The organism is Longimicrobium sp., assembly GCF_048594345.1.
GTDB lineage: Bacteria > Gemmatimonadota > Gemmatimonadetes > Longimicrobiales > Longimicrobiaceae > Longimicrobium.
The window spans coordinates 17,087-31,208 of record NZ_JBMDXM010000126.1 but is presented as its reverse complement, the minus strand read 5'-3'; the positions used below and the strand labels follow the sequence as shown (position 1 = coordinate 31,208).

At 69.0% G+C, this 14,122-nt stretch carries 9 protein-coding genes; 3 read left to right on the top strand and 6 right to left on the bottom strand.

Annotated elements, in window-relative coordinates; translation table 11 throughout:
- On the top strand, nucleotides 1-2,061 hold a 2,061-nt coding region (locus ACOJUJ_RS14160; protein ID WP_420127541.1), incomplete at its 5' end, for a TonB-dependent receptor domain-containing protein.
- A gap of 553 nt (nucleotides 2,062-2,614) precedes the next feature.
- Nucleotides 2,615-3,916, top strand: a complete 1,302-nt coding sequence (locus ACOJUJ_RS14155; protein WP_420127540.1) for a radical SAM protein — start codon at nucleotides 2,615-2,617, stop codon at nucleotides 3,914-3,916.
- A 298-nt stretch (nucleotides 3,917-4,214) separates the two neighbouring features.
- On the opposite strand, the gene ACOJUJ_RS14150 is transcribed toward ACOJUJ_RS14155, so the two are convergent.
- Nucleotides 4,215-5,201, bottom strand: a complete 987-nt coding sequence (locus ACOJUJ_RS14150) for an SDR family NAD(P)-dependent oxidoreductase (RefSeq protein WP_420127539.1) — start codon at nucleotides 5,199-5,201, stop codon at nucleotides 4,215-4,217.
- Between the two features lie 120 nt (nucleotides 5,202-5,321).
- On the opposite strand from ACOJUJ_RS14150, the gene ACOJUJ_RS14145 reads away from it, so the two are divergent.
- Entirely contained in the window at nucleotides 5,322-5,921 is a 600-nt protein-coding gene (locus ACOJUJ_RS14145; RefSeq protein ID WP_420127538.1) for a TetR/AcrR family transcriptional regulator, read from the top strand.
- A 160-nt stretch (nucleotides 5,922-6,081) separates the two neighbouring features.
- Here ACOJUJ_RS14145 and mug read toward each other — a convergent pair whose 3' ends face one another.
- The 5 genes from mug to ACOJUJ_RS14120 form a co-directional block, all read right to left on the bottom strand.
- Nucleotides 6,082-6,651 (bottom strand): G/U mismatch-specific DNA glycosylase, encoded by a 570-nt coding sequence (gene mug / locus ACOJUJ_RS14140; protein WP_420127537.1) that lies wholly within the window; start codon nucleotides 6,649-6,651, stop codon nucleotides 6,082-6,084.
- On the bottom strand, nucleotides 6,648-7,730 hold the full coding sequence (locus ACOJUJ_RS14135; protein ID WP_420127536.1) for an ArsO family NAD(P)H-dependent flavin-containing monooxygenase: 1,083 nt from the start codon (nucleotides 7,728-7,730) through the stop codon (nucleotides 6,648-6,650). Before ACOJUJ_RS14135 ends, mug begins: the two co-directional genes overlap by 4 nt.
- Nucleotides 7,731-8,023: 293 nt before the next feature.
- A complete protein-coding gene (locus ACOJUJ_RS14130; protein WP_420127535.1) occupies nucleotides 8,024-11,287 on the bottom strand; it encodes a carboxypeptidase regulatory-like domain-containing protein in 3,264 nt (1,087 codons plus the stop codon).
- 798 nt (nucleotides 11,288-12,085) lie between these two features.
- The gene (locus tag ACOJUJ_RS14125; RefSeq protein WP_420127534.1) at nucleotides 12,086-13,507 is read right to left on the bottom strand and encodes a pyridoxal-phosphate dependent enzyme; all 1,422 of its coding nucleotides are present in this window, start codon (nucleotides 13,505-13,507) and stop codon (nucleotides 12,086-12,088) included.
- Nucleotides 13,504-13,956, bottom strand: a complete 453-nt coding sequence (locus tag ACOJUJ_RS14120; RefSeq protein ID WP_420127533.1) for an energy transducer TonB — start codon at nucleotides 13,954-13,956, stop codon at nucleotides 13,504-13,506. Before ACOJUJ_RS14120 ends, ACOJUJ_RS14125 begins: the two co-directional genes overlap by 4 nt.
- Nucleotides 13,957-14,122 lie beyond the last annotated feature (166 nt).

Sequence of the window (14,122 nt, the reverse complement as noted above, 5' to 3'; positions counted from 1 at the left end):
GCGCCCATGCAGGGCGAGTCGCTGGAGCTGTTCCTTCAGCAGTTCCCCGCCGACCGCATCGACCGGGTGGAGGTGATCCCCAACCCCTCCGCGCGCTTCGAGGCCGAGGGGGCGGGCGGCATCGTCAACATCGTCCTCAAGAAGAACGTGGACCTGGGGCTGAGCGGCAGCGTGTTCGCCAACACGTCCAGCCGCGGCGAAGTAGGCTCCGGCGGGCGGCTTACGTACCAGCGCGGGCGGCTTACGCTGTTCGGCGGCGGATTTCTGCGCCGCTCGGACCGCACCACCACCAGCTACGACCTGCGCCAGAACCTGCTCACCACGCCGGTTACGCTGCTGCAGCAGGACGCGGTAAACGATCGCGAGGGGTTGTCGGGCAACGTTGACCTGACCTCGGAGTTCGCGCTTACGGAGCGCACCACCCTGCGCGCCGAAGTGGGCCTGTTCCGCAACGGGTGGAACGCGGACGGCATCACCACCTACACGGAGATGGACGCGGCGCAGATCGCCACGGAGTTGTACGACCGGTCGTCGACCAACCGCAACACCCGCTGGTCGTCGGAGCTTTCCGCCGGCTTTCGCCACAGCTTTGCCCCCACGGAGAGCGAGCGGCGCGAGCAGGCGCAGCGCCAGGGCGGCGAGGGCGGCGGCAATCCGGGCGGCGGGCGCCCCGGCGGACCGGGTGGACCCGGCGGGCCGGGCGGCGGCGGGCGGATGGGCGGCGGTGGCCCCGGCGGATGGGGCGGAGGTGGAGGCAGCCCGGGTGCGGGCGGCGGGAGCGACCACGAGCTGTCGGTGGACGTGGAGCTGGAAACGGCCAACGGCGACAACTTCAGCCGCATCATCCGCCGCACGCTGGAGCTGGACGGCGATCCCTCCGCGCTCCCCAGCCAGCTGACGCTGGACGACAACGACGAGGGCGAGCGCGAGGCGCAGCTGCGCGCGGACTACGTGCGTCCCTGGGGCGCCGGCGGCAGCCTGGAGATCGGCTACCAGGCGCGCCTGCAGGACACGGACGAGGACCGCGTGCTGGAGGTGTTCGCGAACGGCGACCAGGCGGTGCCGGGCTTCAGCACCCTGACCGGCTTCGGCTATCGCGAGACCTTCCATTCGCTGTACGGCACCGCGTCGCGGACGTTCGGCAAGCTGAACGTGCAGGCGGGGCTGCGGGCGGAGCAGGCCGACACGCGCCTGACCGTGCCTGAGACGGACGAGGACTTCGAGAACAGCTACTTCAGCCTGTTCCCCAGCGCCAACCTGCGCTGGGACCTGGGCGGCGGCCGCGACGTGCGGCTGTCGTACTCGCGCCGCGTGCGCCGTCCGCAGCCGGGGATCCTGAACCCCGTCGACCGCTCCAACGACCCGCTCAACCGGTACGTGGGCAACCCCGACATCGACCCGCAGTACACCAGCTCGCTCAGCCTGGAAACCAGCGTGACCAGCACGTTCGGCACCCTGCGCTTTTCTCCGTACTATCGAAAGACGACGGACGACTGGACCCAGATCAAGACGGTGGACGCGCAGGGCGTGTCGACGGTGACGTGGGAGAACCTGGCGTCGGTGGAATCGTACGGCACCTCGCTCACGGGCTCCATCCGGCCGATCGGCGGCGTGAGCGGCAACGTGAGCGTCAGCGGGTCGCGGGAGATCCGCAACGCCAGCAACCTGTCCACGGAGTACTCGGGTGATGCCATGCGGTGGAGCGCGCGCGGCAACCTGAGCGCGCGGATCACGGAAAAGCTGGCGCTGCAGGCCATGGGCTACTACACCCCGGCGCGCGACGTGCCGCAGGGCCGCATCAGCAGCTCGCTGATGACGCACGTGGGGGTGCGGCAGACGTTCCTGCAGGACCGCGCGACGGTGAACCTGATGGTGACGGACCCGTTCAACCTGTACCGCTCGTCGTTCGAAACGCGCGACCCCACGCACATTCAGATCGGCCGCAGCCGGTGGAGCGCGCGCTCGGCGGTGCTCAGCTTTTCGTACAGCTTTGGCCGCCCCCCGCGCGACCGCCGCAACACCGCCGAAGAAGAGCAGCAGGAGGAGCAGGTCATCCGCTGAGGGTGTGAGGGTGTGAGGGTGTGAGGGTGTGACGCCACCCGAACGAAAGAACCGCCGGCACGACGACGTGCCGGCGGTTCTTTTTCCGCGACGGACGTGCCGGGCTGATCCCGGAGAATGCCTCGCGTTCGAATTGTCATTCGAAACGACAGGTAGGTGGTGCGGCGGCTTTTTATCCAGATCTGACAAAACTGTCATTCTGAGGCTGAGGGAGGCGCCGCGAAACACTCTCCGTTCGCGCAGGAGCATGGCGCCGACCGAAGAATCTCCATGCTGAAACGTGCGGTTCTTTCCGTAACGACCGGGTTCACGGGCGTTGCCGGAAAGGGGTTCCGCGCGAGGGGAGGGAGATTCTTCGGTCGCGCCACTGATTTCGTGGCCTTCCCGAGAGGCCTGACGAGGGCGCTCCCCAAGAATGACAGGTGTATTCCCGGATTCGTATCATCCCACGATCCAAAGGCGAATCGGCATCCGCATCGACGGCTCCGGCGACACTGCGTACACGGCGCACTTGCGTTCAGAGTCATTTCGGCTTTTATTCGGATACGAACAAATGCCGAAGCATCCGGAGGACGCCGTGGACACGATGACGCTGGACCAGAAGCTCGACCTGCTGATCTCCCTGGCGGGCGACGACCACGACGGGGCGGGCGGCAAGGACCGCGCGCTGCCTCCGCGGCTGCGGCATACGAAAGATGTCGGCGCGCTTCGGCCGCTGAACATCCGCGACCTGCGGGTGCCGGGAAAGGGGCAGATGTCGCTGCTGCGCATTCTGATGACCAACGCGTGCAGCTTCAACTGCCACTACTGCCCCATGCGGCGCGACCGCGACATGCCGCGCACGCTGCTCAAGCCCGAGGAACTGGTGCGCATCTTCCTTGAGGCGCATCGCCGCGGCTGGTGCAGCGGGCTGTTCATCACCACCGGCATCCCCGGCAAGCCGGTCAAGGTGATGGACGACCTGATCACCGTGCTGGAGTTGCTGCGCAATCGTGAGGGATTTCGCGGCTACGTGCACGTAAAGATGGTGCCCGGCGGCCAGCCCGCGCAGATCGAGCGGCTTACCGCGCTGGCCAGCCGCGTCTCGCTGAACCTGGAGGCGCCCTGCGGCCAGAGCCTTACGCAGATCGCCCCGGAGAAGAACCTGGAGACGGCGCTTACCAGCCTTCATACAGCGCAAAAGCTGGTGCGCCACGCGCAGGCGGAGCGGCGCGACGGGCGGCCGGTGGACCCGCTGCGTCCCGGCGGCGCGTCGGGGATGACGATGCAGTTTGTCGTGGGCGCCACGCCCGATACGGACCGCACGCTCATCGGCAAGGTGAACGAGCTGTACTCCGCGGGCGGCATTCACCACGCCCACTTCAGCGCGTTCCGCCCCATCCGCGAAACGCCGATGGAGAACGCGCCGGAGACGCCGGTCCTTCGCGAGCAGCGGCTGTACCAGGCGGACTATCTGCTGCGCCAGTACGGCTTTGGCGCGGACGAGGTGGTGTTCGACACGAAGGGCAACCTGCCGCTGCAGAACGATCCCAAGACCACGTGGGCCCTGGCGCACCCCGAGTACTTTCCCGTCGAGGTAAAGACCGCCGCCTACGAGACGCTGCTGCGCGTCCCCGGCATCGGTCCCGGCGCCGCCAAGCGCATCGTCGCCGAGCGCGCGAGCACCGTCTTCAGCGGGTTGGCGGACCTGCGCAAGATGGGCGTGGTGACCACGCGCGCGGCGGGCTTCCTTACGCTCAACGGCAAGCGGCTGCAGAGCATCCTGTGGTCCGAGCAGCTGGGCTTCTGGGGCCCGGACGACGACGCCGGCAAGTACCACCTGACGTACGGCGTGAGCCCGGGGACGTTTCGGTGAACGGGTGAGCGGGTGAACGGGTGAGGGATGGTGAAGCGCGATCCGCGGCGCCGCCTCCGGGCCGGCACCACCGGCCCACCTCCCCCCAAGAACCCTTGGAGGAGATTGGTTGTGGGGGACGGAGGTGCGACGCGCCATCGGAAACGGGATCGACTTCTCCCCTCTCCGTGAGGAACGAACGGGGAGGGGCCGGGGGAGGGGCACCGCGAGGCGCAGTCCGATGCCTGCCGAAGCGGACGAAATCCCTCCCTCTCCCGGTTTGCGGGCGGCAGGCGGCGAACGAACTCAGGGAGGACCCTTACGCCAGCTCCGTCTCTTCCGTGGTTTCCCCTCCCCCGCTGGCCGCCCCCACCTCCACCAGCTCCCACCGTCGCCCCGTCCTGGTCGCGGGGTTGGCGTACTGCGGAAAGTTCTCGGCGAAGTAGCGGCCCCAGTGCGGGCGCTCGCCGTTGACGTCGGTAAAGCCGTACTCCTCCGAGAGCGACCACGAGCTGAGGATCGCGCCCGACTTGCGCATCACCTCCGGATCCGCCGCCAGCGCGGCGATGGCGCGGCCCACGAAGCACGGTGTCTCCGAGCCCGCGAATCCCCAATCCTGCGCCTCCTTTTTCGTCGCCGCGACTTCGCGCCAGCTTTCCTCCGTCGCCCCCAGCGTCGCCAGCACCTCCTCCGTCCGCATGAAGCCGGGCGCGATGGCCACGGCCGCCACGCCGTGCGGCGCCAGCTCTTCCGCCAGGTCGTACATCAGCCGCTTGAGCGTGGCGGGGCCCAGGTCGTAGAAGATGGATCCGCCGTAGCCCAGCGCATGGCTTTCCTGCACGGTGACGATCAACCCGCTCTTTGCTTCCATCATCAGCGGAATCGCGTGCCGACAGGTGATGATGTGCGGCCACACGTACGACTGCAGTCCGGGAAGGTCCTTCGACAGGTCTGTCTCCCAGAACGGGGTAAAGCCCTGCACGTGCGGGCTGCCGAGCACGTTCACCTGCACGTCCAGCCGCCCCTGCTCCGCCCGGATGCGGGCGTACAGCGCCTGCACCTCCGCCTCCACCGCGTGGTCCACGCGCACGGCGATGCCCGTGCCGCCGGCGGCCGACACCATCTCCGCAGTCTCCTCCACCGTCTCCGAACGCCCGGCGTGCCTCCCGCCGGAGGGGGTGCCGGCGGCCCCGCGCCCCGTGCAGTAGACGGTGGCGCCCGCCTCGCCCAGCATGCGCGCGATCCCCCGCCCGGCCCCCCGTGTGGCGCCCGCGACCACCGCGACCTTTCCCGTAAGTGGCTTCATCGCTCCCCCTCCTGATCACCGTCCACGATCGACGAAAACGTAGCGCCGCCGCCGCCGGCGAGTTAAACTAAACAAGATGCAGTAACTATTCTAAATCATCTTTAGTAACTGTCAAGACGGATGAGCCCGCGACCCCGAAAGGCGAGCGACCAGGAGGTTTTTGCGGCTGCGCAGCGCGTGATGCAGCAGGTGGGGCCGGCGCAGGTCACGCTGGGGCGCATCGCCGCGGAGGCGGGGGTGACGGCGGGGGCGCTGGTGCAGCGCTTTGGGTCGCGGCGGGGGCTGATGCTGGCGCTGATGGCGGAGTTCGCCACCAGCGCGCCGACCTTCTTCGCGCGGATCCGCGCCTCGCATCCCTCTCCCCTTGCCGCGCTGCGGGCGTACGCGGAGTGCATGGCGCAGATGGGCGAGACCCCGCAGGCGCTGGCGCATCACCTGGCCTACCTGCAGATCGACCTCACCGACCCGGACTACCACCAGCACATGCGCGTGCAGGCCGCGGACACGCGCCAGGAGCTGCGCCGCCTGCTGGTGGACGCCGTCGCCGCGGGCGAGCTGTCGGCGCAGACGGACGTGGACGTGCTGACGCGCGCGCTGCAGGCGGCGCTGAGCGGCTCGCTCTTCGTCTGGGCGATGCTGCGCGAGGGCACCGCCGCCGAGTCCGTTCGCGCCGACGTCGACGCCGTGCTGGCGCCGTACCTGCCTGTGCCGGCTCCGTGAGCGGACCAGGATGAGGATGAGCGGGTAAACCCGCTGCTGAGAAAGCGATAAGCCCCGTTCGGCGCCGCTTGCGCGTCGCGGAACGGGACTTCAACCGCAGAATCGCAACGCAGGCTTTTGTGGCGCTTTCCCTCTCCCGCTCGCGGGGGAGGGTGCGAGCCTACGCAAGCGGGTGAGGGTCTTCCCACGCGGCCCGCCGCAACTCACCGAACAGGCGGCCAAAGTCGGCGGGCTTGTAGTTCGCGTTAAGGCCGGACGGGTTCGGCAGCACCCAGACGCGCGCGCCACCGAGCGATTCCTCCTGCGGGCCGATGACTGCCTTGGGGTGCGCGAAGGCGGTGCGGTAGGCGCCCAGGCCCAGGACGGCGAGCCAGCGCGGATGGAAGCGCCGCACCTTGTCCTCCAGATTCCGCCCGCCTTCGATCAGTTCCGCGCGCGGAAGCTCGTCCGCCGCGGTGCTGGGGCGGTCGGCCACGTTGGTGATGCCGCACCCGTACTCCAGCAGCAGCTGCTCCTCGGACGGGTCCAGCAGGCGCGGGGTAAATCCGCCCTCGTGCAGCGCCTTCCAGAAGCGGTTCCCCGGCCGCGCGAAGTGGTGCCCCACCGCCGCCGTGTACAGCCCGGGGTTGATCCCGCAGAACAGCACCCGCAGCCCCGGCGCAATTACGTCCGGCAGCGTGCGGCCGCCCGCCGCGAGAAGCTCCTCCTTCGTCGGCCTCGGCTTCTTCATCCCTCCCCTACCCCTCCGCTCGGTTCCGCCGGCCGCAGCGACGCGGCGATCTGGTCCACCGTGGCGCGCGCGCCGCGCCCCACGCCGATGAGCGTCGCCGAGGCGAATCCCGTCCAGTTGCCGTAGCCCACCAGCCACAGCATGGGCTCGCGGACGGAGCGCGTCCCCTCCACCCGCACGCGCCCATCCGCCTCCACCACGCCCAGCGGCCCCAGGTGGTCCAGCGCCGGGCGAAAGCCGGTGCACCACACCACCGCGTCCACCGCCTCTTCCGTCCCGTCCGTCCACACCACGCCGCGCGCCGTCATCCGCACGAACGGTCGCACGGCGCGTAGCACGCCGCGGTCACGTGCCTCGCGCACTGGCGGCACCATCACGACGTCGCCCAGGTCAGCCACCGGCGGCGGCGGGCGACCCTCCTTCCTGGCCCGGTACAGCTCCGTCGCCTGGTCAAACAGGTAGCGGCCGTCCACGTGGTCGGGAAGAAACGTCGGCTCCGCCAGCGTAACCCACGTGGTCTGCGCCACCAGGGAAAGCTCCGCCAGGATCTGCGCGCCGGAGTTGCCCCCACCCACCACCAGCACCCGCTTCCCCGCCAACGCGTCCGGCGCGCGGTACTCCGCCGAGTGCAGCTGAATGCCGCCGAACGCCTCCCGCCCGTCGACGTCCGGAACATACGGCCGCGCCCAGCTGCCCGTCGCGCTGACGACCGCCGCCGCGCGCCACTCGCCGCCGTCGGTGTCCAGCACAAACCCGTCGGCTCCGCGGCGCACGGCGTGGACGTGCACGGGGCGCTGGACGGAGATGGCGTAGCGCGCCTCGTACTGCGCCAGGTAGTCCACCGCGGCGTCGCGCGGGGGATACTCGTCCGTGCCGCCGCCGGGCATCAGCCAGCCGGGAAGCGAGCTGAAGCGCGCGGGCGAGAACAGGCGCAGGCTGTCCCACGCGCGGGTCCACGCGCCGCCGGGCCCCTGCTGCGCGTCCAGGATCGCCCACGACAGCCCTGTCCGCCGCAGGTAGTAGCCCACGGCCAGCCCCGCCTGCCCTCCCCCAATCACCACCACGTCCACGCTCTTCATGCGCGCAAGTCTATCGACCGCGCGCGGACGAGGCCAGAGGAAGCGCAGGGAGTGGAAGGTCAATGCGAGAACATCCCCGGCAGCGGACGCGCAGGTGCCTGGGACGCCGCACACGGTCGGACCGCCGAGTCCGCGCAGGCGGACTTCGTGTCTTTCCAGCCGCGATTTCAATCGCCCCAGACGAAGCCCGGTCCGGCGATGCCGAACATCGAATCATCAGCCTGCTGAAACCACGAAAAAGCGCCCCCGCCAAAGCGGGGGCGCTTTTTTCCGAACCGTCCAGCCGTATCCGCTTAGAACGTGTAGCGGATGCCGGCGGCAATCTGGTAGCGCGAGCCCAGGTCGCCCACCGTGAACGGGCTGGTGCGCGGGCCAAAGCCACCCAGCAGCACGCGGCCGTTGTCCACCGACGAGCCCGAGCGACGGAGCGCCTGGTCGGCCTGGTTCGCCACGAACTCGCTGCGGCCCCACTCGCGGTTGAGCAGGTTGGCGAAGTTCAGCACGTCGATGGTGAACTGCGCGCCCTGCCCGCCAAAGGTGGGCAGCGTCTGCGCCAGGCGCACGTCGAAGCGGTTGTTCCACGGCGTGCGGCAGGCGTTGCGCTCGATCACCTCACCGCGGGCCTCACGCAGGCACTCCACCGACTCGATGAAGGCGTTGAGGTTGGCCCACGAGGCCTCGGGCGTGAACGGGTTGTTGGCGCTCGCCGCCTCGAACCGCGCCTCGGACTGCGTGGCCGGCACGTAGATCAGGTCGTTGCCGTCCTGCGTGTCGCCGTTCACGTCGCCGTTGTAGGTGTAGCTGTACGGCTGCCCGCTCTGGCCCACGTAGATGAGCGAGATGTCGGTGGCCGCCCCGCGCAGCACGTCGAACTTGAACTGGCGGGTAAAGCTGCCCACGATGCGGTGCGGGATGTCGTTGTTGCTGATGCGCCGCTGCGCGTCGTTGGGGTTCTGGTCGATCGGGTTGAAGCGGAAGTTGCTCCGCGCCGTGCTGGACGTAAGGCTGTTCACGTCTTCCGACCGGCTGTAGGTGTAGGCAATCATGCCCTCCCAGCCGTTCAGGAACGGGCGCTGCAGCTGCGCCGTAAGGCTGTAGCTGAAGTTCTCGTCCGTGTTGTACACGTCGTACACGTTGCCGAAGCCCGGCGCGTTCAGGCGCGTGAACACCTGCCGCCCCTCGATCATCGTCGTACCGGTGGTCACCGGCGTCAGCGCCAGGTCACGGTAGGTCGGGTCGTTGCGCGCCTGCGTGTACAGGCCCTCCAGCGTGCCCACCAGGCCGTACGGAAGCTGGTGGTCGACGGCCGCCGAGAACCGCAGCACCTGCGGCATCTTGAAGTCGGGGTCGACCGTGTTGATCTCGTTGCTCAGCGCGGCCGCCGGCTGCGGCACGCCCGCGGCGTTCACGCAGTAGCGCGGCTGGTTGTTGGGATCGGCCACGAACGGCGGCGGACGGTTGGTGGCCGTCGCCGTGTTACCGAAGCACTGGAAGCGCGTGTAGTCCAGGCCCGTGTTGCCAAAGGCGTTGCTGATCCACACGTACGGGGTGCGGCCCGAGAACAGGCCCACGCCGCCGCGCACCTGCGTGGTCTGGTTGCCGGTCACGTCCCAGTTGAACCCGATGCGCGGGTTCACCTGCAGGTTGCTCTCCGGGATCTCGTCCGTGCGGCGCGAGAAGGTGCCCAGGTTGGCGGTCGTGTACGCCGTCTGGAACGCCGACTCGAACGTCGGGTTGCGGCCCGGGTTGTCGGGGAAGCGCGTCAGGTCAAAGCGCAGGCCCGGCGTAAGCGTAAAGCGCGAGCTGAGCGACATGCGGTCCTGCAGGTAGAACGACAGGGCCTGCACCGCGAACTCCGCGCGCTCCTTGGCGCCCGGCACCGTGTCGTTGAAGAACGTATACGAGTACTGGCTGGGCGTGCCCGCCGCCAGCGTCTGCAGGTTGGTGAACCGGTACAGACCGTAGATGTTCTGCGCGAACAGGTTGCTGAAGTCGAAGAACTGGTTCGTGGTTCCCAGCGTGATGCTGTGGATGCCGCGCGACAGGCTCAGGTCGTTGGTGATCTCGAGCACGTCCTGGTCCAGCGCGTTGGCCACCGACGAGTTTTCAGCGCCCGCCAGGATGCGGCACGAGGCGCCGGCGCACGAACCCGAGGGAAGGTCGATCTCCAGCCGCGGGAACGGGTCCGAATCGACGTCGCGGCTGTCGCGGATGGTGGTGTACCCCACCCGCAGCTCGTTGAACACCTGGTTGCCCAGGGTGGTGTTCAGCTGCGCCACCGTGGCGTTGGTGGTGCTGTTGAACTGGTAGCCACCAAACGAAAGCGGGAACGCCGCGTCGCTGCGCGAGAAGTTGTCGTCCCAGGCGTCCACGTAGTTGTGGCGCACCGTCAGGCGGTTGTTGGTGCCCAGGTTGAAGTCCAGGCGGGCGAACAGGTTGTCGCTCTGGCGCTGCAGGGGCACCTCGCCCAGGCCGCCGGCGTCGTACCCGTACACCGTCTGCAGGATGTTGCGGGCCGAGTCCACGCGGGCGCCGTTGATGGTGGCGCCGCCGGTGGGCAGCAGGTCGCTGCCGATGAACACGCCGCCCGGCGCCTCGCGGCGCGAGATCTCGCCCGCCAGGAAGAAGAACGCCCGGTCACGCACGATCGGGCCGCCCAGCGAAAAGGCCAGCTCGTTCTGCGTGAAGTCGGCGATGTCGGTGGAGCGCACCGTGTTGCCGGCCTGCTGGAACTCGTAGTTGCCCACCAGGTTCTCGTTGCGGCCAAAGAAGGCGAACGAGCCCTCCCAGTCGTTGCTGCCCGAGCGCGTCACCACGTTGATGCCGGCGCCGGTAAAGCCGCCCTGGCGCACGTCGAACGGGGCCAGAACCACCTGGTACTCCTGGATGGCCTCCAGGGTGATGGCCTTGGCGCCGGCCTGGCCGCCCGGGGTGCCGCTGGAGGCAAGGCCGAACAGGTCGTTGTTGGCCGCGCCGTCGATCTGGATGCTGTTGAAGCGGAAGTTGCGCCCGCCGCCGCTGGTTCCGCTGCCCTGGGTGCTGATCTGCGGCACCAGGCGCACGAAGTCGGTGAAGTCGCGGCTGATGGTGGGCAGGCGGCTGATGGACGAGTCGCTGATGACCATGGCCGCGCCGGTGCGCCCGGGCGAGATGACCGCGCCCTCGTCCTCGGCGGTTACGGCGATCGCCTCGAGCAGGACCGCCTGCGGGGCGAGGGTAAAGTCCACCGACTCCGTCTGGCTCAGCGCCAGCTGCAGGCCGGCGCGCGACTGCGTCGCCAGGCCCACGCGCGAAACCTGCACGCGATAGGGGCCGCCGGGCTGCAAGCCCTGCAGCAGGAAGCGCCCGTCGCCGCGCGTGACGGCGCGGTACTCCGCCCCGGTGCGCGTGTTGGTCACGACCACGGCCGCCCCTTCAATGGGCTCGCCCTGCTCGTTGCTGACCCGGCCAGTGACTGCCGATGTGGTCACGCCCTGCGCCGCCGCCGGGGCCGTCCAGCCCAGCAACGCAAGGAGCGCCCACAGCAGCGCAGCCGCCGCGTGCGAACGTCGAATCATCAAGTTTCCTCGGGGGAGTTGGAGGTTTGCCGCTCCGGACAGCCTCGTCCGGGTGCGTAACGGTAGCACGCCCGGGTTGCACGAGACAGGCATCAATGTAACAACTTCGAACCAAGCGTCAACGGAGTCACTCATTCGAACGAGCGCTCGAAAACGCCTGGCCGCGGCGGGAATACTCCAAGTCGCCAGCCGTGGCGCGACCCGCAGCGTTGGCCCGGCCTGCTCCGGCGCCCCGTATCAGCCGTCTGCGCTCCTCGCCGAACCTCGACGCAGCGCCGGAAAGATGTCACGAACGCAGCACAACCGGAGGCGCAATCGCCTTCTCTGTCACCCCAGGCCACCTGTGGGAAGGCCGGGAGGAGGGTGGGACCCACCATCTCGCACGACCCATCCGCGGCACCTCGACCTCTGCCCCACCCCAACCTCCCCCGGCAGTTTCGGGGGAGGTGGGCGAGTGGTGCTCGCCCGGAGGGGGCCTGCCTCGAACCCGCCGAAGCGGCAAGTCCTTTCCGCATCCCCAAAGACGCGCATCAGGTGGCGCGATCCTCTCGCTCCGCGGCGTCTCCGGAGGGATACAGCCCTCCTCCAAAAAACGCGGATGGCCCCCTGCCACATCCTCGGCCGTCTGCCGTTTCCGCGGCTGAACGCCAACCGGGCCCCGGCGCGCGCGCCAGAGCCCGGTTCCCCGATCCGACGGCTTGCCTCGCCGCCGGATGTGGACTCCCTTCGTCCCGTACTCTCGTACTCTCGTACTCTCGTACTCTCGTACTCCCGTACTTTCGTACCCTCCGCCCCGGATCAGCGGCCGTCGGTGATGTAGCGCAGCGCGTCGTAGCGGGTGATGATGCCCGCCAGGCGGCCGCCGCGGCGCACCAGCACCGCCGGGTTCTGGCGCGAAAGCAGGCGCGTGAGGCCCGGCATGTCCACGTGCGCGTCCACCACGGGCAGCGGCGGCTCCATCACGTGCTGGACGGACTGGTCAAGCACCTTCGTGTCCTCGATCACCCGCGCCATCAGGGCACTTTCCGACAGGTGGCCCACGCAGTCGCCCTCCACGATCACCGGCAGCTGGCTTACGTTGTGGGTGGTGATCAGCCCCAGCGCCTGGCGCACGGGCGTCTCGGGCGCCACGGAAACCAGCTCCTTGGGCGCACCCTGCTCCTTGCCCGACAATGCGTCGCCGGCGGAGATGCGCGCCGGGTCCAGCAGCTGGTTCTCCTGCATCCACTCGTCGCTGAACACCTTCGACAGGTAGCGCTCGCCCGTGTCGCAAAGGACGAAGACGATGCAGGCGTCCGGATCGTCCACCTCGCGGGCGATCTCCAGTGCCACGTGGGCGATGAGGCCCGTGGATCCGCCCACGAACAGCCCCTCTTCGCGCGTCAGCCGGCGCGCCATCCCCATGGACGTGCGGTCGTCCACCGTGCGCCACTCGTCGACGACCGACATGTCCAGCGTCCCGGGGATCTTGTCCTGGCCAATCCCTTCCACCTTGTACGGCGCGGACTCCGGCTTTACCCCCGTCCGCGAGTACTCCGCCAGGATGGAGCCCTGCGGGTCGCCGCCGATGATGCGCACGCCGGGCTTGCGCTCCTTGAGGTAGCGGCCCACGCCCGTGATCGTCCCGCCCGTCCCCGCCGCGGAAACAAAGTGGGTGATGCGCCCCTCCGTCTGCTCCCACACCTCAGGACCGGTCGTCCGGTAGTGGGCCAGCGGGTTGGCCTGGTTGTAGAACTGGTTGGCCAGGATGGCGTTGGGCGTGTCGTGGGCAATCTGCTTGGCCCGCATCACGTAGTTGTCGGGATGGTCGGGCGCCACCGCGCTGGGGGTGACGATGACCTCCGCCCCGAACGCCTTGAGCAGGCGCACCTTCTCCTGGCTCATCTTGTCGGGGATGGTGAAGATGCAGCGGTACCCCTTGATGGCCGCGGCCAGGGCCAGCCCCAGCCCCGTGTTGCCGGAGGTGCCTTCCACCACCGTGCCGCCCGGCTTGAGCGTGCCCTCCGCCTCGGCCGCCTCGATGATGGCGGGGCCGATGCGGTCCTTTACGCTGGCGCCGGGGTTGAAGTACTCGGCCTTGGCGTAGATGGGGGTGCGGATCCCCGCGTTCACGCGGTTCAGGCGGATGAGCGGCGTCCAGCCGATGGTGCCCAGCACGTTGTCGTACGGGCGCTCGTGGCGGGGGCGCGAAAAGGCGATGTCGAGCGCGGACTGCGTCATTGGGTCAGGGTCTCCTGCGCGGCCTCGGGCTTTGCCGATGCGGCCGGGGTGGTCGTCTTCAGCGTGGACTCGTCCGCCGCCGCCGCGGGCTTCGCCGAGTCGGCCGGGGCGATGTCGAATTCAACGGGGAGCAGCACCCACTTGCGTACGGGGGTGCCGTCCCGCTTTGCCGGATCAAAGCGCAGCGCGCTGGTCCCCGCCAGCGCCGCGCTGTCGAAGGCCGCGTAGCCGCTGGGCGTTTCCACCCGCGCGCTGTCCACGCTTCCCTGTTCGGTAATCAGAATGCGCAGCACCGTCTTGCCTTCCACCCCCGCGTCCCACAGGTCCTCGGGGTACTGGAACGAGGGCGGGGTAAGCGCGACGGGCTCGGTTTCAACCACGGGCTTGCGCTCGCAGGCGCCCAGGCCCAGGCACAGGGCCAGCGCGGCGAGAGTGCGCGTCGGGTTCATGAAATGGGTTGGGGCGGGGATCGCCAGCTGCGTTTTCCTCCCGCCGAAGATCGTTCCTTGCGCCAGGATTCGCAACCGTGGGGGTGAAAAACGACGCGAAAACGGCGGGAGTGGAGTCGAGCAACAGTGCGATCGCCTAAGGCTCGGCAATCCCGTCGTATCCAGT

Coding starts and splice junctions, on each gene's coding strand:
- ACOJUJ_RS14120 (WP_420127533.1), bottom strand. CDS start 13,956: ATGAACCCGACGCGCACTCTCGCCGCGCTGGCCCTGTGCCTGGGCCTG.
- ACOJUJ_RS14125 (WP_420127534.1), bottom strand. CDS start 13,507: ATGACGCAGTCCGCGCTCGACATCGCCTTTTCGCGCCCCCGCCACGAG.
- ACOJUJ_RS14145 (WP_420127538.1), top strand. CDS start 5,322: ATGAGCCCGCGACCCCGAAAGGCGAGCGACCAGGAGGTTTTTGCGGCT.
- mug (WP_420127537.1), bottom strand. CDS start 6,651: ATGAAGAAGCCGAGGCCGACGAAGGAGGAGCTTCTCGCGGCGGGCGGC.
- ACOJUJ_RS14135 (WP_420127536.1), bottom strand. CDS start 7,730: ATGAAGAGCGTGGACGTGGTGGTGATTGGGGGAGGGCAGGCGGGGCTG.
- ACOJUJ_RS14130 (WP_420127535.1), bottom strand. CDS start 11,287: ATGATTCGACGTTCGCACGCGGCGGCTGCGCTGCTGTGGGCGCTCCTT.
- ACOJUJ_RS14150 (WP_420127539.1), bottom strand. CDS start 5,201: ATGAAGCCACTTACGGGAAAGGTCGCGGTGGTCGCGGGCGCCACACGG.
- ACOJUJ_RS14155 (WP_420127540.1), top strand. CDS start 2,615: ATGCCGAAGCATCCGGAGGACGCCGTGGACACGATGACGCTGGACCAG.